This window comes from Bacteroides sp. 14(A) (assembly GCF_000526555.1).
GTDB lineage: Bacteria > Bacteroidota > Bacteroidia > Bacteroidales > Bacteroidaceae > Bacteroides > Bacteroides cellulosilyticus.
In genome coordinates this window covers 1,110,391-1,134,871 of sequence record NZ_JAGH01000005.1, presented here as the reverse complement: position 1 = coordinate 1,134,871, position 24,481 = coordinate 1,110,391, and the positions used below count along the sequence as shown (strand labels likewise).

At 42.3% G+C, this 24,481-nt stretch carries 18 protein-coding genes; 7 read left to right on the top strand and 11 right to left on the bottom strand.

Annotation, left to right across the window (positions count from 1 at the left end; translation table 11 throughout):
- The first annotated feature begins 481 nt into the window (after positions 1–481).
- The 3 genes from K429_RS0127555 (at position 482) to K429_RS0127545 (ending at position 5,679) form a co-directional block, all read left to right on the top strand.
- On the top strand, positions 482–2,149 hold the full coding sequence (locus tag K429_RS0127555; RefSeq protein WP_029328850.1) for a M23 family metallopeptidase: 1,668 nt from the start codon (positions 482–484) through the stop codon (positions 2,147–2,149).
- 36 nt (positions 2,150–2,185) lie between these two features.
- Complete coding sequence (locus K429_RS0127550) at positions 2,186–3,829, top strand: C69 family dipeptidase (protein ID WP_007216372.1); 1,644 nt, start codon at positions 2,186–2,188, stop codon at positions 3,827–3,829.
- A 107-nt stretch (positions 3,830–3,936) separates the two neighbouring features.
- Positions 3,937–5,679, top strand: coding sequence for a phospho-sugar mutase (locus K429_RS0127545; RefSeq protein ID WP_007216373.1), 1,743 nt, complete (start codon positions 3,937–3,939; stop codon positions 5,677–5,679).
- Positions 5,680–6,157: 478 nt separating this feature from the next.
- On the opposite strand, the gene nudC is transcribed toward K429_RS0127545, so the two are convergent.
- The 10 genes from nudC to K429_RS0127500 all read right to left on the bottom strand — a co-directional run bounded on the left by nudC (position 6,158) and on the right by K429_RS0127500 (position 18,616).
- The gene (gene nudC, locus K429_RS0127540; protein ID WP_007210018.1) at positions 6,158–6,961 is read right to left on the bottom strand and encodes an NAD(+) diphosphatase; all 804 of its coding nucleotides are present in this window, start codon (positions 6,959–6,961) and stop codon (positions 6,158–6,160) included.
- Positions 6,962–6,994: 33 nt separating this feature from the next.
- Positions 6,995–10,090: a response regulator gene (locus K429_RS0127535; RefSeq protein WP_007216374.1), complete on the bottom strand. Its 3,096-nt coding sequence runs from the start codon at positions 10,088–10,090 to the stop codon at positions 6,995–6,997.
- An 85-nt stretch (positions 10,091–10,175) separates the two neighbouring features.
- Entirely contained in the window at positions 10,176–10,319 is a 144-nt protein-coding gene (locus tag K429_RS30745) for a hypothetical protein (RefSeq protein ID WP_007210016.1), read from the bottom strand.
- Between the two features lie 97 nt (positions 10,320–10,416).
- Complete coding sequence (locus K429_RS0127530) at positions 10,417–10,911, bottom strand: GNAT family N-acetyltransferase (RefSeq protein ID WP_029328849.1); 495 nt, start codon at positions 10,909–10,911, stop codon at positions 10,417–10,419.
- A gap of 61 nt (positions 10,912–10,972) precedes the next feature.
- Positions 10,973–11,695 (bottom strand): LytTR family DNA-binding domain-containing protein, encoded by a 723-nt coding sequence (locus tag K429_RS0127525; RefSeq protein WP_007216376.1) that lies wholly within the window; start codon positions 11,693–11,695, stop codon positions 10,973–10,975.
- Positions 11,692–12,744 (bottom strand): sensor histidine kinase, encoded by a 1,053-nt coding sequence (locus tag K429_RS0127520; protein WP_029328848.1) that lies wholly within the window; start codon positions 12,742–12,744, stop codon positions 11,692–11,694. The genes K429_RS0127525 and K429_RS0127520 overlap by 4 nt, the downstream gene beginning before the upstream one ends.
- Positions 12,741–13,814 (bottom strand): sensor histidine kinase, encoded by a 1,074-nt coding sequence (locus K429_RS0127515; protein ID WP_029328847.1) that lies wholly within the window; start codon positions 13,812–13,814, stop codon positions 12,741–12,743. Before K429_RS0127515 ends, K429_RS0127520 begins: the two co-directional genes overlap by 4 nt.
- Positions 13,815–13,881: 67 nt before the next feature.
- Positions 13,882–16,275: a TonB-dependent receptor gene (locus K429_RS0127510; RefSeq protein WP_029328846.1), complete on the bottom strand. Its 2,394-nt coding sequence runs from the start codon at positions 16,273–16,275 to the stop codon at positions 13,882–13,884.
- Positions 16,276–16,331: 56 nt separating this feature from the next.
- Positions 16,332–16,754 (bottom strand): ACT domain-containing protein, encoded by a 423-nt coding sequence (locus K429_RS0127505; RefSeq protein ID WP_029328845.1) that lies wholly within the window; start codon positions 16,752–16,754, stop codon positions 16,332–16,334.
- A gap of 257 nt (positions 16,755–17,011) precedes the next feature.
- Positions 17,012–18,616 (bottom strand): ABC-F family ATP-binding cassette domain-containing protein, encoded by a 1,605-nt coding sequence (locus K429_RS0127500; protein WP_029328844.1) that lies wholly within the window; start codon positions 18,614–18,616, stop codon positions 17,012–17,014.
- 463 nt (positions 18,617–19,079) lie between these two features.
- Between K429_RS0127500 and K429_RS0127495 the strand changes: the two genes are divergently transcribed.
- On the top strand, positions 19,080–21,209 hold the full coding sequence (locus tag K429_RS0127495; RefSeq protein ID WP_029328843.1) for a GAF domain-containing hybrid sensor histidine kinase/response regulator: 2,130 nt from the start codon (positions 19,080–19,082) through the stop codon (positions 21,207–21,209).
- 12 nt (positions 21,210–21,221) lie between these two features.
- On the opposite strand, the gene cdd is transcribed toward K429_RS0127495, so the two are convergent.
- A complete protein-coding gene (gene cdd, locus K429_RS0127490) occupies positions 21,222–21,701 on the bottom strand; it encodes a cytidine deaminase (protein ID WP_007210006.1) in 480 nt (159 codons plus the stop codon).
- Between the two features lie 98 nt (positions 21,702–21,799).
- Between cdd and K429_RS0127485 the strand changes: the two genes are divergently transcribed.
- From K429_RS0127485 to K429_RS0127475, 3 genes are all read left to right on the top strand, one after another.
- Entirely contained in the window at positions 21,800–22,726 is a 927-nt protein-coding gene (locus tag K429_RS0127485) for a glucosaminidase domain-containing protein (protein ID WP_007210005.1), read from the top strand.
- A 148-nt stretch (positions 22,727–22,874) separates the two neighbouring features.
- The gene (locus tag K429_RS0127480; RefSeq protein WP_007216382.1) at positions 22,875–23,435 is read left to right on the top strand and encodes an RNA polymerase sigma factor; all 561 of its coding nucleotides are present in this window, start codon (positions 22,875–22,877) and stop codon (positions 23,433–23,435) included.
- A complete protein-coding gene (locus tag K429_RS0127475) occupies positions 23,435–24,412 on the top strand; it encodes a FecR family protein (RefSeq protein WP_029328842.1) in 978 nt (325 codons plus the stop codon). The genes K429_RS0127480 and K429_RS0127475 overlap by 1 nt, the downstream gene beginning before the upstream one ends.
- Positions 24,413–24,481: the final 69 nt, after the last annotated feature.

Here is a 24,481-nt window from a genome sequence, read left to right as displayed (position 1 = left end):
ACTGTTTTTGTGTACTGTGCAAACGGCGCATAGTAATAATCGTAAATACGACGCCTAAAATGATAAGCACTACTAAGACAATGCTTGCATAAATAAAAATAGTATGGCTCATAAACTTCTGTACGGTGTTTTTAATTAGTTTGTGCTGCAAAGATATGGCTTTTGGCGGATCCTGCAAGCATATTCCTAATCAAATTTCCATCCCTGCGTCTCCTTCGCTGTTCGTACCTTCCTGCCAGGGATTGATACTGACGGTGGCGTTGTACTAAGTCTACAGGTGCGCATGGTAGTAAGCGTTCGGATACGTACTCTTGGTTATCTCAAGGGAGAGTGTTCAAAGCTTCGCCTCCTTCTTCTCCTTCGTTTTCGTCTTCAGGTTGTTTATATGCGATAAATATTTATCGGGTAATATTTGCTTGCATTTCTTTATAATCTACCCGGAATAATGTACATTTGCCCGACAAATTATTTATCGACCTATATGAAACATACTATATTATCCCTTATACTTCTGGCATGGGGAGCGCAGGCTTATCCGCAAACAACGGAGAATGTGTCTTCCGATGCTACTTTTACCCCTCCTTTTGATTTCCCCATCACCTTCTCCGGGAATTTCGGTGAGATACGTGCCAACCACTTTCATGGCGGATTGGATTTCAAAACAGGAGGAACCATCGGCAAACCGGTACATGCCCTGGCCGAAGGATATATTTCGCGTATTCGCGTCACGCATGGTTCGGGATATGTGCTCGATGTAGCTTATAATAACGGATATAAAACCATCAACCGGCATCTCAGTGCTTTTGTGGGTGATGTGGCACGCCGTGTGGAAGACCTGCAATATGAAAAGGAATCATGGGAAGTGGAGATTACTCCCGAACCGGGTGAATATCCGGTGAAGGCAGGGCAGGTGATCGCTCTGAGTGGTAATACTGGTTATTCTTTCGGGCCACACCTGCATCTGGATATGTTTGAGGCGGATACGGACGATTATATCGACCCGTTGCCCTTCTTTAAGAAGAAAGTGAAAGATAATACGGCTCCCCGTGCCGAAGGCATTATGCTTTTTCCTCAACCGGGCAGGGGAGTAGTAGACGGAAACCAGAAGCATCAGGCGTTTCCGCTTACCCCAAAACAACTTATTACTGCTTGGGGATTGGTAGGTTCCGCTATCCGTGCCTATGATTATATGGACGGGGTGAGCAATCGTTACGGAGTACATACTGTTATTCTGGAAGTAGATAGTGTGGAAGTGTTTCGTAGTGTGGTAGACCGTTTCTCGGAATATGAAAACCGGATGATTAATTCGTGGACATACGGTCAATATATGAAGTCGTTCATCGAGCCGGGAAATACATTACGTATGCTGCATGCTCCCAATGGAAACAGGGGACTGGTTGATATTAATGAAGAGCGTCCCTACCGCTTCGTTTATACACTGAAAGATGCGCTGGGAAATACTTCCAAAGTACGTTTTACGATACATGGAAAGCGTGCGGAAATAAAACCTGTGGAGCACCGGGAGAAGTACATTTTTCACTGGAATAAAGTAAATATCCTGCAAGAGCCCGGTTTGAATCTGGTTATCCCCCGAGGAATGCTCTATGATGACGCATATCTGAATTATGCCGTGCGGGCTGACAGTGGAGACATTGCTTTTACCTATCAGTTGAACGATACCCGTATACCTTTGCATGGACGTTGCGAATTAACTATCGGATTGCTCCGCCGTCCATTGGAAGATATGACGAAATATTATGTAGCAAGTGTGAGTAATCGTGGAAAGAAATATAGTATAGGTGGCAAGTATGAAGACGGATTCATGAAGACGACGATCCGTGAACTGGGCACTTATACTGTTGCCATTGACACCGTACCGCCCCAAATCACTCCGCTCAATCCAAAACAATGGGGGAGCGCGGGACGCATCACTTTCAAGGCAAAAGATGGAGAAACCGGTATCAGTAGCTACCGGGGAACCATAGACGGAAAATATGCTTTGTTTGGCAAGTCCAATTCCATCAGTGGAAATCTGGTTTGCGAACTCGATCCGAAACATGTGAAGAAAGGGGGGCGGCATGTTGTGGAGATGACCGTAACGGATGGTTGCGGTAATCAGACGACGGAGCGATTTGAGTTTGTCTGGTAATGGAATATATTAATCGATAATTAAAATAACTGAAGTATGAAAAGTAAAAGACTGACTCTTTCCGTCTTATGTATGGTGGCAGCCGTAGCGCATGCGTTGGCTTGTACCAATCTTATTGTAGGTAAAAATGCCTCTACTGACGGTTCTACCATCGTTTCCTATTCTGCCGATTCCTACGGGTTGTTCGGTGAGTTATACCATTATCCTGCCGGCGTACATAAGAAAGGTACTCTGATGGATGTACACGAGTGGGATACCGGTAAATATCTGGGCCAGATAGAGCAGGCTCGTCAGACTTACAATGTTATTGGTAACATTAACGAATTCCAGCTCACCATTGCCGAGACCACTTTCGGTGGTCGTCCGGAATTGGTAGATACTACCGGTATCATCGATTATGGCAGTCTGATTTATTTGGGACTGCAACGTGCCCGTACGGCCCGCGAAGCTATCAAGGTGATGACTGATCTTGTGCAGGAATATGGTTATTACAGCAGTGGGGAATCTTTCACGATTGCCGATCCTAACGAAATATGGATTATGGAAATGATAGGTAAAGGTCCTGGTGTACGTGGTGCCGTATGGGTGGCCGTACGCATTCCGGATGATTGTATCTCGGCTCATGCCAACCAGTCCCGTATCCACCAGTTCGATATGAATGATAAGAATAACTGCCTCTATTCTTCCGATGTGATTTCTTTCGCTCGTGAAAAAGGCTACTTCACTGGTGTGAATAAGGATTTCAGCTTTGCTGATGCGTATGCTCCTCTGGATTTCGGTGCGCGTCGCTATTGCGAAGCCCGCGTATGGAGCTATTTCAATATGTTTACCGATCGTGGTGAGGAGTTTCTGCCATACATAGAAGGTAAGACTAATCAACCCATGCCGCTCTATTTGAAGGCAAACCGCAAAATCTCCGTACAAGATGTGAAGAATGCCATGCGCGACCATTACGAAGGTACTCCGCTGGATATCAGCAAGGATTTCGGTGCAGGTCCTTATCACACTCCCTATCGTCTTTCTCCGCTTTCTTTTAAAGTGAATGGTCAGGAATATTTCAACGAACGTCCTATTTCTACCCAGCAGTCCGGTTTTGTTTTCGTATCTCAGATGCGTTCTACCATGCCCGATGCTATCGGTGGTGTGCTCTGGTTCGGTACGGATGATGCTAATATGACAGTGTTCACACCTGTATATTGCTGTACCGATAAAGTGCCTGTATGCTACTCTCGCGTAGATGGCGCCGACTATATTACTTTCTCTTGGAATTCTTCTTTCTGGATCTTCAACTGGGTGGCGAATATGGTTTATCCCCGTTACGATCTGATGATTGGAGATGTACGTGCAAGCCAGTCGGAGATGGAAACCACTTTCAATGATGCACAGGAAGGAATCGAATCAGCTGCATCCAAGCTGTATTCCAAAGATCCTGCCCGGGCAAAAGAGTTTCTGACTAACTACACGAATATGACTGCACAGAGTACGCTCGATACCTGGAAACGTCTCGGCGAATTCCTTATCGTAAAATACAACGATGGTGTGGTGAAACGTATGAAAGACGGTAAGTTCGAACGTAATTCCATCGGTCAGCCGGCTGGTGTGATACGTCCCGGATATCCGAAAGAATTCCTTGAGGAATACGTAAAACAAACCGGTGATCGCTATAAGATGCCGGAATAATACAGTGTAAATCTTTAATGAAAATGTAGGAAATTTGAACTTATTCGCCTACATTTGTGTCTTGTAAATAACAGATATATTTTAACCTCTAAAATAACAATGATTATATGGAAAATCAGGAACTTATCAAACAGGTAACTGAGAAAGCCCAGAGATGGCTCACCCCGGCTTATGATGCCGAAACTCAGGCGGAAGTGAAACGCATGTTGGAGAATGAAGATAAAACCGAATTGATAGATTGCTTTTATAAGGATTTGGAGTTCGGAACGGGTGGCTTGCGCGGTATAATGGGCGCAGGAACTAACCGTATGAATATTTACACGGTAGGTGCAGCTACACAGGGCCTTTCCAACTATCTGAACAAATGCTTCAAGGATAAAGAACAGATTTCTGTAGTGGTAGGTTATGACTGCCGTAACAATAGCGACAAGTTTGCCCGGATTTCTGCAGATATCTTCTCTGCAAACGGTATCAAGGTATATCTCTTCGACGATTTGCGTCCTACACCGGAAGTTTCTTTTGCTATCCGTCACTTTGGTTGCCAGAGTGGTATCAATATCACAGCAAGTCATAATCCGAGAGAATATAATGGTTATAAGGCTTATTGGGATGATGGTGCACAAGTACTTGCTCCGCACGATACCGCTATCATTGACGAAGTAAATAAGGTGACTGTTGATGATATCAAGTTTGAAGGTAACAAAGAGTTGATTCAGATCATTGGTGCTGATGTAGATAAGGTTTATCTGGATATGGTTCATTCTATTTCTATAGATCCGGAAGTTATCAAGCGTCAGAAAGATCTCAGCATTGTTTATACTCCTCTGCATGGTGCAGGTCGTGTGCTGATTCCTTCTTCTCTGAAGGAATGGGGATTTGAGAATGTGAATTGTGTACCCGAGCAGATGGTGAAGGATGGTAATTTCCCGACAGTGGTATCTCCGAACCCTGAAAATGCTGAGGCGCTTTCTATGGCTATCGCATTGGCGAAGAAGATCGATGCTGATATTGTAATGGCCAGTGACCCGGATGCTGACCGTGTAGGTATGGCTTGCAAAGATGATAAAGGTGAGTGGGTGCTTATCAATGGTAATCAGACTTGTCTGATCTTCTTATATTACATTATCAAGAATCGTATTGCAATGGGTAAGATGCAGCCGAATGACTTTATTGTGAAGACCATTGTAACTACTGAACTGATTAAGGCTGTCGCTGATAAGAATAAGATTGAAATGCGTGATTGCTACACCGGTTTCAAATGGATTGCACGTGAAATCCGTTTGAGCGAAGGCAAGCAGCAATATATTGGTGGCGGTGAAGAAAGCTACGGCTTCCTGGCAGAAGACTTTGTTCGTGATAAAGATGCCGTTTCTGCTTGTTCATTGTTGGCTGAGATCTGCGCCTGGGCTAAGGATCAGGGCAAGACGCTGTATGATGTGCTGATGGATATCTATGTAGAGTATGGTTTCTCTAAAGAAACGACTGTAAACGTAGTGAAACCCGGTAAGAGCGGTGCGGATGAAATCAAAGCCATGATGGATAACTTCCGTGCTAACCCACCGAAGGAAATCGGAAGTTCACCTGTCAAATTGATCAAGGATTATAAGACATTGAAGATGATCGATGCTCAGGGAAATGCTGTTGATCTGGATATGCCGGAGACTTCAAATGTTCTTCAGTATTTCACGGAAGACGGTACAAAGATTTCTGTTCGTCCGTCGGGTACAGAACCGAAAATCAAGTTCTATATCGAGGTGAAGGGCGAAATGGGTTGCCCGAAATGCTACGCCAGTGCTGATGCTGAAGCAGAAGAAAAAGTGGTGGCAGTACGTAAGTCACTCGGCATCTGAGAAAGATAAACTGCTGTAAGGCAGAAGGAAAGGTGTAATCCTGCGAAGGGTTGCACCTTTTTTGTTTTTTATTCGTTAGCGTGGACATTCTTTCCGTTTTAAGGTTCTTTTGCTTTCTTTAAGTCAACTCTGAAATCATTCTCTGTTAAATGCCGTTTTATATGCAACGTATAAACCTAACCTAAACCTTAGTAATATCCATCAGGATGATAAAAGGGGATTTTGGCAATTAGTGGCGTAAGAGCGTTTTCAATAGTGAAAGCATCGGTTGAGATAAATTGCTACTATCCTCTTTTTTTCTGATGGATATATTTTAGAATTACTTGATGAAGGTCGAATGACCGGGAGATGAGAAAATATACAGATTGCGGTTGCATGCTAATTGGTTGATGTGAATGAGAGTCGTTTCATTCGTAGTTGTTCGTTTGTTGAATGCATGTCCTCCGCAATCTGTTTTTATTTGAATGATTTCCGTCTTTTAATTATTGCTTAGCCACCAGTCTATCATTTTTCGTGCTATGCTCAGTTTTCGTGGAATTTCCGGCATATTTTCTTTTGAATAGAATGCTCCGGCACTGAGCTCGTCTTTCTGTAACTTGATTTCCCCACTTTCATAATCAGCAATGAAGCCTACCATCAGTCCGCTGGGATAGGGCCAGGGCTGGTTGCCGAAATAAGTGATATTCTTCACTCGTAATCCGGTTTCTTCCATCACTTCGCGTTGTACGCATTGTTCCAGAGTTTCTCCTGCTTCGAGGAAACCGGCTACCAAACCATAGAATGTTCCGCGGAAATTGCGGGCATGTACCAGCAAGATTTCTTCCCCGCGGCGTATTAGTACAATGATAGCTGTAGAAATAGGTGGATATATTTCGTAAGCACACGAAGGGCACTTTTTCATGATAGGGGTCTTATGTTCCGTAGGCATACCACACGCGGGACAAAAACGGCTATGCTGATCCCAATACAGTATCTGATATGCTTTTCCGGCAGCTTTATATTCGTCCAGAGTGATGTATTCGTAGGAACCCCGGAGGTTGACCATAACCCATTCTTCAGTTTCAGTAACGAGCTGTTCAATGGCGAATGCATGTACCATTTCATCCGTGGGCAGAAAAACTTCATGGATCGTACTACCTGAGCCGGGGGCCAACGGTGGTTCTGTACCATAAGGTACACTGTATTTAATCTCTCCTTTTTCTGTTTTCTCTTTTTTCAGCAACAGTTGGTCTTTGAAAAAGATGAACCACTGTGTAGGGCCCTGTTTTTTACTATTCTTCATTCCTGATAAAATATCTGTTTAAAAGATTATATATTAGCTATATTTTTTCAATACAGCCATTAATTTAGCCCGGTCTATGGGTTTAACAAGATACTCGTTGCATCCTGCATCCATAGCAGTTAGGCGGTCATTCTCAAAAACGTGTGCAGTTAATGCTATAATGGGTAATTCTGCATTGAATTTACGGATTTCAGCTGTAGCTGTCAGTCCGTCCATAACAGGCATCTTCATATCCATGAGTAGCAGATCTATGTGACGTTTATGTAGTATTTCTATGGCTTCCTGACCGTTGGCGGCATGCACCAGATTAAAACGTTTCCGCAACAAAGCTGACACTAACTGGTAATTGCTTTGAATATCCTCGGCAACCAGGATTGTTTTACGTCCGGGAGTATTGCTTGACGAGGTTCCGGCAACTATATCTTTTTTATCTGATGAGGTTACCCTTTCTGTTCTTTGCTGAGTAATTTCGGATGGTATTTCCACTTCACAAGGTAACAGTGCCCAGAACAATGAGCCTTTACCGTATTCTGATTCAAATCCTACATTACCTCCCATTGCTTCCGCAATTGCTTTACAAATAGATAGTCCCAAACCTGTACCTTGTGCAAATTCGTCTAATTTCTCAAACCGGTGGAATACTTTGTTTTTCTTTTCGTCCGGTATGCCGATTCCCGAATCTTTTACATAAAAATAGATTCCCTCTTCTCTGTATTCATAGCCCATTTCAATAGTTCCTTCCGTGGTATATTTAATGGCGTTGGTTACATAGTTGGTAATGATTTGTGCAACGCGATTACGGTCGAGAGTAACTAAACAGTGTTGGTAAGGATTGACAGCTACTATTTGTATTTTGGGGTTTGTGGCCCTTTGCTTCATAGAAGCAAACATGGAGTTGAAATAGTCCGTCAGGTCGAATTCTTCATATTTCAATTCTACAGAGCCGGCTTCCAGTTTGGACAAATCAAGAATATCGCTGATCAATTTCAGTAACATTTCATTGTTATTATTAATAATCTGCATGTAATCCTCCTTCTCTTCATCGCTTGCATACATCATCAGTCCGGAGAAACCGACGATGGCATTCAGCGGGGTACGGATTTCATGACTCATGTTAGCTAAGAAAGCGGATTTGAGTTTGTCTGATTGTTCAGCATGCATCTTTGCTATCTGCAATTCCTTAATCATCTCTTCACGTTCGGTCACATCGTCTACACGGATGACAATGCCATCAGCTGTACCGTCTTCAAGAAAAACTGGAGTTCCATATACTTCGACGACGTGTGCATTATCAAGTTTAAATTTGATGAGTTCTGTCTGACGGGATTGGAAAGCACGTGATAATATACACTCCTCGCACGGTGAAGTTCGGTTGTGGGCACTTTTATAGCAAAGTTCACCTTGCTTGTAGGCTTCGAAAGACAAGCTTTTTGAGCAGGAGGAGACATTTTCCCACTGTACGCGATAGTCTCGGGTGATGTATGCTAAGCCGGAATTGGTATTGTTGAGTACTAATTCATTCAAGGTAACCAATTTCTTCAGTTCTTCTTTATTTTTGAGTAATGTCAGTTCTGCTTGTTTGTGTGCATCTATGCAGATGGTCATGCCAAACATATATTTATAGGGAGCATCATTCAGGGTGCTTGTTTCCAGCATGCCACGGGTTTGCCACCATTGATAAACTCCGTTACCGTTTAAATCGAGTTGGTATTCCAATTCCCAAATACCATTATCCTGTTCAACAACGGCTTGCAGGGAATCATGGAATTTTTGTTTGTCATCAGGATGCACACAACTCAGAAATTTCTCCACCGAACAGATCTCAGAAGCCTTTTTGGTAACTTCATTGAACCCTTCGCCAAAACTTATCCTGTTTTTGTCCGGTTCAAAGAACCAAGTAAAGGCATTCATAGCTCCCAGAGTGATTGAAAGAATCTGTGCGCGACGTTTAAGTTCATTTTGCAGACTTTGATCCCAACGGGTATTCAGTAGTAAACGTTTTCCATCATCTTCGATAACGCTCTTGCGCACGATTGTATCATAACTGCGCCCGTCTTTCAGGTTTACACGCTCTAGTCCCAGATAAGGACTACCGGTATTGAAGACCTCAAGATCTGTTTTTTGAATACGTGCCACTTGTTCTTCATCCATGACATCGTATGTTGTCGTATCTTCGCTCGTACCGAACATACGTTTACTTTCTTCATTGCAGAATATATAACGGAAGTTATCTTCTACATCTTTTATATGGATGGAGAGCGGAATATTATTCAATATCTTATCCAGAAGCTGCTTCTTTTTATGGATATCTGTATTGTTTTTGCGAGTACCCACGTATTTAAGTACCTGTCCGCTTTCGCTATAAGAGTAGGGGGAGCCGTTGACGAAGCAATATTGCCATTCGGAAGAACCGAATAACTTGATGCGTCCTTCGAATGTGAACGAGAAGTCTTCACCGCTATTCATTCTCTGCATGATGCTGACCATTTCTTTACGGTCTTCAGGATGAATCGTTTCTAAATAAAGATCTATTGACAGGGGACGTGATTTGTCATATCCGTTCAGAGGCTCATTGTCACTAAAAAATAGCCGGGAGTTGACATCAAACTCCCAAAGCATGATATCTGCTGTTTTTATGGCTATCTCTGTCTTCAGACGGCTTTGGCGGAGCATCTCTTCTTTCTCCAAAGACTCTGTGATGTCTTCCATGATAATAACATAACTTGCCAATTCCCCGTTTGGGTTACGAATGGGTTGCCCATTACATTCCAGGTAACGAATGCCGGTATATACGGTAGTGATGTAACCGTCTACTTTTCCAAAATCATACGGAAAGGAGGTGGATATGGGTAATCCTGCTTTTATTGCATTTTTAATTTCGTCGGTCACTACCGGACTGTCGTATATGTTTGGATGACTTTCTGCCATCTCTTCCATATCTGTCCCAAATATGCGGCAGAAACGTTCGTTGAAATACAATATCTTTCCTTTAGCGTTATAGACAGCTACTGCTACCGGAAGTGAGTTGAGGATAGTCATGCTCTGGTTATAAAGACTATCATATTGCTGCTGTAGTTTAACATGTTCGGCAATATCGTTTGCTAGTGAGTGCTTCTGTTCTTTTTCCATGCGTTTGAGCTGTTATTTGTCTAAGTTCGTAAATACACACATAAAGATGCATCTATACAAGTAAAAAAATACTGGCTAAGGATTCTTAATTGAGAAAGGCTATGCATGCCGCTGCGTTAGCTGCATGAATCATTCTACAACGGATAAATCCGTCTTGTATAAACAAATGCTGCATGATGACATGCTGCATAGCTGAATTGGAAAGCTGGCTGAGACGATTTTCTATCATACTCTGTTGCTATTACTTGAAATAATTTATTTCAAGGCGCAAACATATATAAAAAAAATCATTTTCAGTCTTTCTCTCAGCAGAAAAAAAACGAAGATTATCGTGATATTTTTTGGTATGCAATCCTGGGCGTCCCATTTGAGACATAAACCGTCCCACAACGGATAAATTCGTTTCGCGCAAGGAGATTTTGCATGATGATATTGTCTTTATGTGTGTCCGCACGTAAGTTTGGATATTGCTTGGTGCACCAATTTAAACAGATATCGCCAATGCCTTTGTAACTTCCGTCGGAAGCGATACGGTGAATCACATAATAGGGATCATCATTCAGCCAGGCTCCATCTTCGATAATGGAATAAAAGGGGTCGGGACTCGGAACAAAACAAAATGTTCCGACGATTTTTCCGTGTTCATCTTCGCATGCGTAGCAATGTCCGTCGGTGATTTCTTTGGCAATCAGTTCACGCTGCGGGTAGCCGTTGAGCCACTGGTTTCCGTTTCCTACGGATGCCATAAACTTGCGGGCATGATCGAATATCTCCATCAGGCGGTCTAAGTCAGAAAGTTGGCTGGGACGAATTTGTATCATATCTGTAAACCTGTTAAGTTGCTTAATTCCGGAATACAAATGTACATCATTATTTTTTATATTACCCTTTTCTTTTTCCTTTCATTAGAAATTCTTCAAAGAATGTATCGCGGTAGCTGTTGCCTATGGCAATCTCATAATTGCCTATATAGATGTCATTGTTATCAAATGAATCGATGTGACGGGTATTGACGATATAGGACTTGTTTACACGGAGGAACAGATCCTGGGGCAAGAGCTCGGAGATGCCTTTCATATTCATACGGGTTATGATGCGCTGCTCCGGTAATTGAAGGATTACATAGTCTTTCAATCCTTCGATGAAGAGAATATCGGCATAGTTTACTTTGAAATATTTCCGTTCGGACTTGACAAAGAAATACTCGGAAGATACATTGGCTTCAATAGCCTCTTTCTCTTCTTTCATCAATAAGGAATGATAGGAGAGAGCCTTCTGTACAGCTTTCTGGAAACGTTCTGTTTCTATCGGCTTGACCAGATAGTCGATGGCATCGACTTCATAACTATCCAGTGCATATTCCGTATAAGCAGTGGTGAAGATGATAAGTGTTCGTTTGGAGACAGTATGTGCGAACTCTATGCCGGTGATACCGGGCATCTGGATATCCAGAAAGATCAGGTCGACAGAATGTTCTTCCATAAACCGTGCGGCGGACACTGCATTGTTGAACATGCTCAGTAAGCAGAGCTCTTTATTTTCTTCTACCAGCATTTCCATAGCCTCGCGTGCCAGGGGTTCATCATCTATTATAATACAATTCATAAGTTCAGCTTTAAATTTACTACATATTTGTTTGCTGTTTCGGACACTTCCAGCAAATAGCGACCGATATATAAGAGTTCGAGCCGACGTCGGATGTTTGTTAGGCCGATTCCGCCTACACGGCTCTTGCCTGTTGCTATGGCAGGCTTGGAGTTTTCACACAGGAATTCCAATTGATTATCATCAACTTTGAAGAAAAGGTGAACGTATGACGGATGTTCACTATCGAAATTATGCTTCACTGCATTCTCTACAAAAGGAATGAATAGCAAAGCCGGCAATTGTATGCCATCGATATTACCTTCCTCTGTAATATTGTAGTCAAAGTGGTCACGCCGTACTTTCTCCAGATTCAGATAATCGTTCAGGAAATGGATATCGGAACGGAGAGGTACATGTTCGCGGAAGTTATCATTCATCTGGTAACGCAATAAATCTTCAAGCTTGAATAATACTTTAGATGCTTCTGCGGGATTTTTTCGAATGAGTACATTGGCATTATTCAGCATATTGAATAAGAAGTGAGGATTTATCTGGTTTTTGAGAAACTTCAATTCAGAATGCAGAGTGGCAGATTGGATCTCATCTACACGCTGGTTATAGAGTATCCAGTGACGGAGCAGGAGTATGGCGGACATTCCAGCTACGGTAAATCCCATGGCTAATACTCCTGATATGGCATTTACCACGATAGGTAACAGACCGTTATCGGATGGGGGAACAGAAATATCTATGGTGAAAATTTGGAATATGGCTACAGCTATAATGACTATCAGACTAACTCCGGATACACCGAGGGCATATATCAACAGGCGATTTTTCAGCAGGAAGCGAGGGAATAGCCAATAAAGATTGATATAGAAAACTGCATCGATGGAAATAAAATAGATGGCCCATCCCAGCAATCTTTGAGGGAAGCTGAGTGGTCGCATGGGGACATTCCAAAGTATGTTTACTGTAATCATAAATACCACGAATTGCAGAAACAGATGCCTTGCCGTCCGATAACGTGGAGCAAGCAGGAAATTGGTAAAACGGTTATTGATCATTTTCCACCTCCTTTCAATTCAAGCTGAATGCTTTGGCCGGTTAATTCCAGCCGGTAGTTCTCTCCGTATTGCAAATCAAGACGTTGCCGGATTTTATTTAATTCCTGTTCCGGTTCCAAGCAAAGTCTGGATACCTGGCAGTTGAACTTAATATTCTCATCTTCTGCATGCAGATGGATGTCAATGGATGCAGGATGTTCTTCCTGTGTTTCGATTTGTTTTACGGTGTACTGTATAAAAGGGATGAAAAGCAATGGGAATACAAAAGTGCGTCCTGTCTCTCCCGATGCGTTCATGTGGAAATCAAATTTGCCGGAGACAAGTTGTTCCAGTTCCAAATAATTGGTGAGGAATTTGATTTCTGTATTTAACAGCACTTTTTCCCGGTTACAGTCATACAGCTGATACCGGAGTATCTGGCTCAGTTTCATTAACATTTTCGAAGCCTTTCCCGGATTTACCAATGCCTGTTCTCCTGAATAGTGGAGTACCCGGAATAACATGGAAGGACTAATTTGTTCTTTCAGATGTTCTATTTCAGACTGCAACCTGATTTTTTCCAATTGCATCACTCGTTGGTTTTCCAGTATCCAAAGCCGCAGTAAGACAGTCATGCCACCGCCCATGATACTGAGGAGCGTTAATGGGAAAGAGGAAAGATAGTCCATCACAAATGCCACTTTAGAGTATCCGACATAAATGTTAGGAACTGAAAAGATATCGGATACAATATACTCCTGTGTAGCTTGAAAGATAAAAACTACGATTAAAGCGGTTGAGAGGGAAAGAATATATGTCAGATATCTTTGTTTGAGCAAGTAACGGGGTACCAGATAGAGCAAATTGAAATAGAAAATGGAACCATAGAGCAGAAACATATTGAAGATAAGAAGATAGGTCCACTTCCCTAACATCTCTATATAGCCCTGACAACTGAATAATACCAGATTACAGGCTATGACAAGCAGTGCCACGATGACAGTGATATGTCTGGCTACCCGGAAGCGCGAACTGACGAGGAAGCGGTATAGAAAAGAATTATCATTGCCTATAATAGGTATTACTTTCATGGAGGTATCTTTCATTTGAGGTGACGAAGATAGAATAAATTCATATAAAACACTGGATTATCCTAAATTAAAACTCTATTTTGTAGCTGATATTGGTCAGACCTGTTTTCTGTTCACTTACCTCTATCTTTCCTGTTTTTATATTATAGAGGTGCTGAATGAACTCTTTGCTGCCCGTAAAGTTGAGGCCTTTCACGGAGAATTCATGAGATACACGTCGTTTATTGATGCGGTAGCTTACTGTATAATTACCAATCAACATCGGAGAACGTTGAATGGAATATGCCCGCATTTCATCATACTGTACTTCTTTATCGGGGTGATCCATCGTTGCTTCCACATCTATCGGAGCATAGCGTTCTCCGCCTTGCAGAGTGAGCTTCAGATTGACACTGAGAATGTTTTGTTTATTGCGTCCCAACATCCATTCTTTGCCGATTAGCCCGTTCAATACATATTTTCGGTTAAAGTGTGTGTTGTGCCAGACACCGTCGCCACCGCAATAACGGGAATCGAACAGGGAGGCAGTTATCATGTAGTAGAGGCCTTTGTTCAGTGCTCGTTCCCATGTGAAGTCTACACCGAAGTTGCGCCCTCGTCCTTTGTTCACTAAAGCATTTTCCACGAAAAACTCATCTCGGTTAAGCACTGAAAAAGAACTATCGCGCATGACGGGCACATCGTATAGGAACTGAATGTAAGGTTCCACTTTCAGACTTGTATTTTCTGAAACCTTATAGGCGAATGAGAGCATCAGATGGTGTGCTTTGGTGAAATCGAGGTTTTTGTTTACTGACCGGTCACCGGTACTTTGTGTCTTTACAAAGTAAACGTCCATTTTTTCCATACGGCTATACATACCATAAGCCAAAGCAAAGGAAGTCCGGGTATTTGTTTGCCATTTCAGGCTGGCACGTGGCTCAAGGGTCCAACGATTATTTAGTGTGAGTAGTTGTCCGTGCAGGCCGAAGTTCAGGCTTAGTTTATCGTTTATTCCCCATGCGGAACTGTTGTAGGCTGAAATCAAACTGGTGTTTCCGTCTCCTTTTGAGATTGTTTCCAACGGTTGGTCAATGAATGGAGCAAGTTCTAAATTCATGTTGTAGAACATTTGTGTAAAGGTTAATCCGGTTTTATTGGTAAAACGGTTATTTACTTTCCGGTTCAGTGACGAAGTCAGTATCAGGTTTGTGCTTCTGCTGTTCTGATCGATGTTAGGTGAAGGATTAAATTCTCTGTCATAAGTGGTTTGTATGGCTTCTTGGTCGGAATAGGTTCCGGCAAGTGTGGTTTTCAGCAACGTGTTTTCATTAAAGAAGTAGCGATGGGTAACACCTCCGGCTGCCATGTACTGCGTAGAACGTCCCTGTCCGGCATCTTCCAGATAATCCCATTTATCCGGATTCTTTTCGAGTGAGCTTTTATATTTGTCAAGTAATGCAGTGCCCCATACGGCGAAAGTGCCTGCGTGGCGGGTGGGGAAGTTTAGTTTGAAGTTCAGGTCTTGATAGTCCATCTTTCCACCTAAGTCAACGTTCAGTAATCCTGTAGTGGAGTAGCGGTAATTGAAGATATACGAAGCCTTATGTTTCTTGCTTAACGGCCCTTCGGAGGCGAAATCTATTCCCATGATACCTACCTGGAATGTGTTTTCATTTCGCTGGTTGTTTCCGTTGCGTAGCTTCATGTCGAAGACACCGGAAACAGCATTGCCGTATTCTGCCGGAAAAGCACCTGTGAAGAAGTCGGAGTTTCCTAAAACTTGTGCACTGAGTGAGGACAGAATTCCACCTCCTAAGGTGGCGATATCTGCGAAATGGTTTGGATTGGGAATTTCCACATCTTCCAGTCGCCACTGCAATAAATGCGGGGCATTACCGTGGATAGATATACCATTGTTGGAAACGCTTGGCGTTACTCCGGCAAATGAAGCAACCAGTCGGGCCGGATCATCAAATCCACCTGCATAGCGACTCGCTTCTTCCACGCTGAGCATACGTGCTCCTGCGACAGCCATTTTATTCATGGCTTCGTTCCGGTTGTGCGCACGGACCACTACTTCGCTCAGTTCGTTTACGCTTTCCTGCAAAGCTATTTCCAGATAAACTTCCTTAGCGGAAGTCACCAGAATTTCCCGTACAGTCGCTGACTCATATCCCATGAAAGAAGCTTGTACAGAATGACGGCCTACCGGAACTTTTGGAAGTGCGAAACGTCCGAGACTATCGCACATCATCCCTAATCCCGGAATATCCGTCAACTGTATCGTAGCATACGGAATAGGATGTCCTGATGCCCGATCATTGACTACTCCTCGCAGTGTTTGTACGGGGCGTCCACTACTTTGTGGGATATTCTCATTATCAGTCGATGCTTGTCCGGGGATATTAGAAACTTCTTTTCCGAAAGAGCAAATTGAAATTAGTAATGCAATTATTACTAATACTTTAGTTTTATCCATCTTTATCGTTTTTGGTTTAATGCGACAAAGATAGGTCTCCGTAATACGCTACTCTTTTATTTGAGACGAACCGGATGGCTTTGTAGACGAAACTCGGAAATAGCGGCTAAAGCTTGCTCTGCTTTTTCTTCAGGCACAAAAATGTGATCATGGTAGTACGCGGCAACCACATTGGCACTAATATTCTTTTCTGCCAATTTAGTTGAAAATGCGGCTGTTAATCCAACAGCGTCCAAGCTTGAATGTACATTTAGGGAAATGAGCTTATAAACAGATTCATAATTTATATTTTTATCAATAGCCTCTTGTTGGGTGATGATAAGCGTCAGTCCCTCTTTTTCATGGAAAAAGCCGATGGGGTTCAATTGATGTACATCATCCCAGTGGAATTCGGGAAAAGTACAAAAAACAAAACTGCGTTCATCCAGAACAGGATCGATACTGGATAATAATGTCCCTAAATCTTTGATGCCTGCCATAACGTATTGATTTATATTCTTTTTCTTTTCATTGATGAAGTGATTCTTAATATGCCTTCAATTGCAAAAATAGTACTTTTTTATGATTTAACGGAAGAACCTTTATACTTACGGCTCCTTCTTGTCTTATCTATTCATTTACGAAAGCCTTACCAGTTATATAACTCATACGTGTTGAGTTGTATAACCCAGGCTGTATAAGTTGTATAACTGGTAAACCTTTTCGTAGTAAGTAAGAGAAAAAAGAAGTTAGTAAGCTATTTGCTTTCTAACTTAATCCATGATTTACAGTTTATTTCTTTCAGAAATTCCTTATCATGTGATATGGCGATTACCGTTCCTGTATAGTCCCGGATAGTTGCTGTAATGATCTCGATACTTTCAATATCCAGATTATTGGTCGGTTCGTCCAGTATGAAAACATCTGGGGTGTTATCTGCAATCATCAGGCAACAGAAGGAAAGGCGCATCTTTTCTCCACCACTAAGTAACCTGCAAGACTTGTTCCATGTAGCTGCTGGGAAGAGATAACGATTCAATATCGTTTTCAGCTCATGCTCCGGCAGGTGGCGCCGATTGAAATATTCCGCTTGTTCCAGAATACTATATTCATTATGGATAAGAGAATATTCCTGATCCAGATAAACTGTGCTGAAATCAATACGGTCAAGTGTTCCACTGACGGCAGAAAGATCTCCGCAAAGTAGTTTCAACAATGTGGTTTTGCCGCTGCCATTATTGCCTTCAATATATAAGCGGTCGCCACTCCGTAACTGAAAGCTTAACGGTGTTGTCCACATGGGTTGGGGAGCATCCGGATATTGAAAGTTCATTTCTTTTGCAGTAGCCAATACCTTACCTTCGTGCAGAGTGGAGGCATTGAAATTTGTTTTTAATTTCTCTACAAGGGGAAGAGTACTTTTTATGTTTTGCATGTCCTGCTGTAACTTTTCAGCTTTCTCGGTATGTACACTTTTTAGTTTATTAGTACTTACTTCCGCCCTGTTTTTCATAGTACCCATCATAATGCGGGGAATACCTTTCTTGATAGCAGCCTTTTCACCCCGTACATTCTGTTTTGCCTTTTGTTCCGCCAATTCACGGGCAGTTTTCCGGGCAAGTCGCAGGGCTTTTTGCTTTTCTTCCAGTTGCTCTTGCAGGGCGTTCAGTTGGATTCCTTTTTGTTCCTTAAAGAAATCGTAATTGCCGCCATAGAAAGTTAGTCCGTTAGAGGCTAATTCACAAATGGCAGGTAACTGGTTTAGTAGGGTACGGTCATGGCTGATAACAAGTACAATGGCCGGAGTGCGCCGTACGAAATCATATAACCGTTGCCGTCCTGTTGCATCCAGATGGTTTGTTGGCTCATCCAGCAGAATAGCGACAGGTGAGTGCAATTCCATGCCGGCAAGAAAGATACGTGTTTTTTCTCCCCCGCTTAATCCGCCCATCAGACGGGAGAGGGGAATACCATCCATTCCCCAGGCCGACAAGGCAGCTTGGGCACGTTCTTCAATATTCCAGTCATCATTCAGTGTGGTGAAATGTTTTTCAGATACATCTCCGTTTAGAATGGCATGTAAGGCTTTCAGTTTGCCATCTATCCTTAAAGCCTGTGCAATGGTCCGGTCATCATATTGCCCGAAATGTTGAGGCACATAATAGAGATGTTCCGGGTGGCTGACCGTTCCGGTTGTAGCAGATAAATCACCTGCAATAATCCGCATTAAAGTGGATTTTCCGCAACCGTTGTTTCCAGTCAGCGCTATTTTATCTCCTGGGTTGATAACAAGGTTCAAATGTTGGAATAAGACTTCTTTGTCGGAATGGACATAGCTAAGATCTCTGATAATAATACTCATGGTAAATACTGTGTTTAAAGAGGTGAATACACTGTACCCAAAAATGCTTTGGATACAATAAAATCTCGATTGTGGAGGGGATAGACAAACACAGTATTGGCTAAACATTCACGTTTGTGATGCTCAGCGTTCTGAATTATAAAGCATGTAAAAAGTGATGTTTACCGAAATGTTTGTCTTTACTTGGAAATTCTCATCGTAGTAATTATTAGTTAGTGGGTGCAAAGATAGGTATTTCTTTTGGATATTGCAATATTACTATTAAAAGGTGGATATTCTGAGTATTTCGATAAGCCTTCGATTATTAGACTTTTAGGTAAAATACCGTTTTTAAGAAGATTTTCTTAAATTGTAGAATAAAACCATATGTTTGCCAAATAAAACCATATATTTGCAAAATATAGGGTGTATCTCGTCAGAGAACAATTAATCATTATATTTAATTTATCTCAATAAATCTCGTATGAAATCTACTGATTCCGAACAAGAAGGAGTCGGCATGGAACTGGAACAGTACCGTAACCGGCTCGAACAAATGGTCGAAGAAAAATCTAAGGACCTGATTGCCATCCAAGAAAATCTGGAAGCAACCAACCGGCGGCAGGCATTATTCATAAAAGTATTGCAAATATTACAACTGGAACCGGACATACCCACAGCCATGAATATGGCACTTGCAGAAATCGGTCGTTATACCGGCGTTGATCGTTTGGCAACATGGGAAAACCACCTTGACGGAATTACGTACGGATGCACCAATGAATGGTGTAACGATGGTATTGAACCGGCTATAGATTACTTGCGGAGTATGACTATTGAAGCGGGGAAGCCTTGGTTCGATATGCTCGAAGAAAACCATATCATCTGTACGTCTGATATTTATTCACTTGATCCCTTTATTACTCAGATGCTTGAAATTCAAGGTGTAAAAGCTATTGCTGTTTTTCCTTTGTCGCAGTTAGGGGTGCATTTCGGCTTCCTGTCATTTAACTTTTGCTGGAATAAGCAGTGGGACGAAAAAGATGTGGAACTAATGAGCCAAATATCGCAAATTGTATCTACCGCTACGAAACGCTGGCAAGTAGAAACTTCCCTGCAATTGTCTCAGCGAACCATGCAAAAGGTGTTGGATAATATCAATGCAAATATCTTTGTTTGTGATTATGATACACAGAAGGTGCTTTTTGCAAATAAGCCTTTTAGGGAAGAAGCCGGACAGGTTTCGGGAAATGCAGAATGCTGGAAAATGCTGAATGCAGGATTGAATGGATTGTGTGCGCATTGCCCGAAACCACAGTTGCTCGATGCTGATCGCAAATTTACAGGTGTTCATTTCTGGGAAGACTATAATCCAATTACCGAACGTTGGTATACCATCCAGAGTATGGCGATAAAATGGCTCGACGGACGATGGGCAATCATGGAATTGGCCACTGATATTACTACTCGTAAGCAGGTAGAACTGGAGCTGATTTTGGCAAAGGAAAAAGCGGAAGAGTCGGATAGACTAAAATCAGCATTCCTTGCGAACATGAGCCATGAAATACGCACTCCTTTGAATGCTATCGTGGGCTTTTCAAGCCTGCTTGCCGAAGCTGATGATGATGAGCGTGAATCATACATGTCTCTGGTAGAGGAGAACAACGAACTGCTGCTTAATCTTATTTCTGATATTTTGGATATTTCTAAAATAGAGGCCGGTACAGTAGAGCTTATTATAACAAGAGTGGATGTGGCCCGACTTTGCCGCGAAGTCATTTCCACCTGTTCGCATAAAAAACATGAGGAGGCGGTGGGGTTACGTTTTGACGAAAGTTCACCGCAGATAATGGTTGATGCCGATAAGAATCGAATTATGCAGGTGCTTTCTAACTTCATAACTAACGCTTTAAAATTTACAACCAAGGGATCGGTCACTCTTTCCTATAGATTGGAAGATGACGGTCTGTTGCATTTCTGTGTAACGGATACCGGTAAAGGTATTCCTGCTGAACAGCAGCATGAGATTTTCAGTCGTTTTGTAAAACTCGACTCTTTTTCACAGGGTGCCGGTCTTGGTTTGTCTATATGTCAGAGTTTAGTAGAACGGATGGGAGGACAGATTGGAGTAAACTCCCGTGAAGGAGAAGGTTCGTGTTTCTGGTTTACACATCCGTATACACTCGATGCCTCATTGGATTCGGATGTTGTAACAAAGGGTGGAGAGCAAGTTATAAAGATCGTTTCAAGGAACTATAAACCTCTAATTCTAGTGGCCGAGGATATAGATAGTAACTACTTGTTGATCGAGGCGCTTCTCAGAAAGGATTACCGTCTGCTGAGAGCACATGACGGCAATGAAGCTATAGACCTTTTCAATACTCAAGCTCCTGATCTCATTTTTATGGATATGAAGATGCCGGGTATGAACGGGATAGATACAGTCGTTATGTTAAGGGAAAACGGTGCTCAGGTGCCCATCATTGCACTTACGGCATTTGCTTATGACGATGATAGGGCATTGGCACTTAATGTGGGTTGCAATGACTTTTTGACCAAACCAGTTTCGCCACTCGAGTTACGCAGGATGGTCAGTAAATGGATAGGGAAATAAGTTTTGGAAGTATTATTCCATAGAAGACGCGTCAAATGATAAAGGCAGCAAAGCGCCTACGCTCTTCATTTCGTAAATACCCTTTTTCCCGAAGAGTAAAATGCGCATCGGTTGTTTGAAGCGTTTTTCTGTTTCAAGCATCACTTGACGGCATGCACCACAGGGTGGAATCGGATCATCCAAAAAATCCCGTTCATTGCGTGCAGCAATGGCAAGTGTTTCTACTGCCTGATCGGGATATTGGGAGTTTGCATAAAACAAGGTAGTACGTTCGGCACAAAGTCCCGATGGATAAGCTGCGTTTTCTTGATTGGTACCTGTGACAACTGTACCATTTGCCAAACGTGCAGCGGCACCCACGGAGAAGTGCGAGTAGGGGGCATAACTGCGTTGGGTAGCTTCGCGTGCGGCATCCATCAGTTGGCGGTCAGCATCACTTAATTCATTATAATCGTATATTTTAATGTCAATTTGTAAGGTCAAATCTTTCATAAGGCAGTGATGTATATTGTAATTAATGTTACAAAGTTAGAAAAGAGATTGGTAATTCCAATTCTTTTTAAGATTTTTGTACCTCAACTTTTACTGATATGAATAGAATTAACGCTATCAGACTCACTGCAATCCTGGCACTTCTGGTTTGTACCGTTGCCGCCCAGGCACAGCGCCGGAATACCCGTTACGTGGAATATATAGAGAAGTATGCTCCGCTTGCCGTACAGCAAATGAAGGAACACAAGATACCTGCCAGTATTACCCTGGCACAAGGGCTTCTTGAAAGTGGTGCCGGACAGAGTGCACTGGCACGCAAAAGTAATAATCATTTCGGCATTAAATGCGGTAGTAACTGGCGTGGACGTACGGTGCGTCATGATGATGATGCCCGCAATGAATGTTTTCGTGCATACAGCAATCCCAGGGATTCTTATGAAGATCACTCCGCTTTTCTGAAAAGGGGTGCGCGTTACGCTTTCCTGTTTGATCTGAAAGTTACAGATTATAAAGGTTGGGCACGCGGTCTGAAGAAAGCCGGATATGCAACTGATCCCTCTTATGCTAATCGACTGATAACAATCATAGAGGATTATGACCTTTATAAGTATGACAGTCGTGGCATGAGTAAGCGTGAAGCCCGTAATTGGGAGAAGGAATTGAAGAAGAAACCCTGGCTGGCTAATCCGCATCAGGTATATATAGCTAATGACATAGCTTATGTTGTAGCTCGTGATGGCGATACTTTCCGTTTCCTGGGTAAGGAATTCGATATCAGTTGGAAGAAACTGGTGAAGTATAATGATTTGCATAAGGATTATACATTGGAAGCGGGTGATATTATCTATTTGAAAAGTAAGAAAAAGAAAGCCTCTAAACCACATACAGTTTACATTGTGAAAGATGGTGATTCCATGCATACCATTTCACAAAAATATGGTATACGGTTGAAGAACCTGTACAAGATGAATCGGAAAGATGATGAATATATACCGGAAGTAGGTGACAGATTAAGATTAAGATAAAAACAGATTGCATATACTAAAAATGACCGCTCATAAGCGGTCATTTTTAGTATATGGCAGAGGCTTGTAACAGAAATATAATTTGCTTGTAACCGGAAAATCCTTCTCTTGGGCATACTTTTGCATTTTCTTTTAAAATATTCCGGTTATGGCGACAGGTGACTCTTTTTACGAGGACGAGTACTTGCTTTCCTTGCTCAGACAAGGCAGTCAGGATGCATTTACGCAGATATATAATAAGTACTATTCTATGCTATACTCCTTGTCTTGCAAGTATTTGCAAGACAGAGAACTTGCGGAAGACGTGGTTCAGCAGGTATATTTGCGTTTATGGGAATCCCGTTCTTCTGTTTGCATTACAGCGAGTCTGAAAAATTACCTTTATACAATGGCGAAGAATCATGTTCTGAATATGATTCGTGATAAAAATGAATGGATAGTCAGGCAATATGAAAACATCCAGCAAGAAAATGATATTGCAGACGATGGTTTGCAGGAAAAGCTGGAGGAAGAAAGAAAACTGAGTTGCTTCTACCGGGCTGTGAAGCAATTGCCGGGAGCTAAGCGGGAGATATGTTTGCTGAAGATATATGAAGGGTTGAATAATCAAGAGATAGCTCATAGACTGAATATACCTGTGGGAACAGTGAAGAACTATTATACACAATCCATACAGTTATTGAAATACTACCTCAAAGAATTATATTGATGAATGCAATAAAAGATGTAATGATGAATAAGGTACTTGCTGGTGAAGCCGGTAAGGAAAAGGCACGTGAGTGGGGACGTTGGCTGGCTACGGATGAAGGGCAGGCGTATCTTGCTGCGCAAATGGATGCCGATTTCTTTGAGGAAAGAGAAAATATGGATGATGGTATCTGTGAAGAATCCCGTAAAAGGGTATTCTGCAATCTGCAAAAGAAAATTTCGAGAAGACGTTTTGCCGGACTAACTCTAAAAGTGGTAGCGGCGATGGTACCCGTTGCAGCTGTTATAGCCATATTACTCTATCTTAATACGCAGGTTTCTCTTTTTGAACCTCCGTTTTACCAGGATATCTATGTGGCGAAGGGAGAACGGATGCAAATAGCTTTTCAGGATGGTACCCGTGTTTACTTGTATCCCGGTTCCCGTCTTTGTTATCCGGATAAATTCGGTCTGACGGAGCGTAGGGTGACTTTGGATGGGGAAGCTTATTTTGAGGTGAGCAAGAATTCTCACAGACCCTTCATTGTTGATTTGGATAAAGCTTCTATCCGAGTGACAGGAACTTCTTTTCATTTGCAGGCCTATGCTTGCGAACCGGACATCACAGTTGAACTGGATGAAGGGCAGGTAGATTTACTATATGGTGACCGGCAAGAATACTCTTTGCGTCCGGGCGAATCACTTATATATAATAAGGTGAAAAACGCTTGTATACTTCAATTACAGGAAGGAGTAAGCGGGCTTATTCGTTGGAAAGAACAGGAGATCGATTTCCGGAATACTCCGATGAAGGAAGTGCTGAAAGAATTGGATTTGCATTACGGTGTCCCTTTTTGTGTCGGAGATACGGTTGTCTATCAGTATTCTTATACTTTTTGCGTGAAGAAAGCCTCTTTGGAAGAAGTGATGAAGACACTTGAAATAATCTCCCCTGTCCGTTTTCAGAAGGGAGATACCATCCGGGTACGGATGAAATAGCATTGACATGTAAAAGACATGTTCCCGTTATACACTTTAGCTTACCCTTTGTGTCAATAGTACGTATAA

Bases quoted from the DNA above. Each gene is read 5' to 3' on its own strand.
- nudC (WP_007210018.1), bottom strand. From the start codon at position 6,961: ATGAAGAATAGTAAAAAACAGGGCCCTACACAGTGGTTCATCTTTTTC.
- K429_RS0127475 (WP_029328842.1), top strand. From the start codon at position 23,435: ATGAATGCAATAAAAGATGTAATGATGAATAAGGTACTTGCTGGTGAA.
- K429_RS0127505 (WP_029328845.1), bottom strand. From the start codon at position 16,754: ATGGCAGGCATCAAAGATTTAGGGACATTATTATCCAGTATCGATCCT.
- K429_RS0127510 (WP_029328846.1), bottom strand. From the start codon at position 16,275: ATGGATAAAACTAAAGTATTAGTAATAATTGCATTACTAATTTCAATT.
- K429_RS0127485 (WP_007210005.1), top strand. From the start codon at position 21,800: ATGAATAGAATTAACGCTATCAGACTCACTGCAATCCTGGCACTTCTG.
- K429_RS0127520 (WP_029328848.1), bottom strand. From the start codon at position 12,744: ATGATCAATAACCGTTTTACCAATTTCCTGCTTGCTCCACGTTATCGG.
- K429_RS0127500 (WP_029328844.1), bottom strand. From the start codon at position 18,616: ATGAGTATTATTATCAGAGATCTTAGCTATGTCCATTCCGACAAAGAA.
- K429_RS0127495 (WP_029328843.1), top strand. From the start codon at position 19,080: ATGAAATCTACTGATTCCGAACAAGAAGGAGTCGGCATGGAACTGGAA.
- K429_RS0127530 (WP_029328849.1), bottom strand. From the start codon at position 10,911: ATGATACAAATTCGTCCCAGCCAACTTTCTGACTTAGACCGCCTGATG.
- K429_RS0127550 (WP_007216372.1), top strand. From the start codon at position 2,186: ATGAAAAGTAAAAGACTGACTCTTTCCGTCTTATGTATGGTGGCAGCC.
- cdd (WP_007210006.1), bottom strand. From the start codon at position 21,701: ATGAAAGATTTGACCTTACAAATTGACATTAAAATATACGATTATAAT.
- K429_RS0127545 (WP_007216373.1), top strand. From the start codon at position 3,937: ATGGAAAATCAGGAACTTATCAAACAGGTAACTGAGAAAGCCCAGAGA.
- K429_RS0127555 (WP_029328850.1), top strand. From the start codon at position 482: ATGAAACATACTATATTATCCCTTATACTTCTGGCATGGGGAGCGCAG.
- K429_RS0127515 (WP_029328847.1), bottom strand. From the start codon at position 13,814: ATGAAAGTAATACCTATTATAGGCAATGATAATTCTTTTCTATACCGC.
- K429_RS30745 (WP_007210016.1), bottom strand. From the start codon at position 10,319: ATGATAGAAAATCGTCTCAGCCAGCTTTCCAATTCAGCTATGCAGCAT.
- K429_RS0127480 (WP_007216382.1), top strand. From the start codon at position 22,875: ATGGCGACAGGTGACTCTTTTTACGAGGACGAGTACTTGCTTTCCTTG.
- K429_RS0127525 (WP_007216376.1), bottom strand. From the start codon at position 11,695: ATGAATTGTATTATAATAGATGATGAACCCCTGGCACGCGAGGCTATG.
- K429_RS0127535 (WP_007216374.1), bottom strand. From the start codon at position 10,090: ATGGAAAAAGAACAGAAGCACTCACTAGCAAACGATATTGCCGAACAT.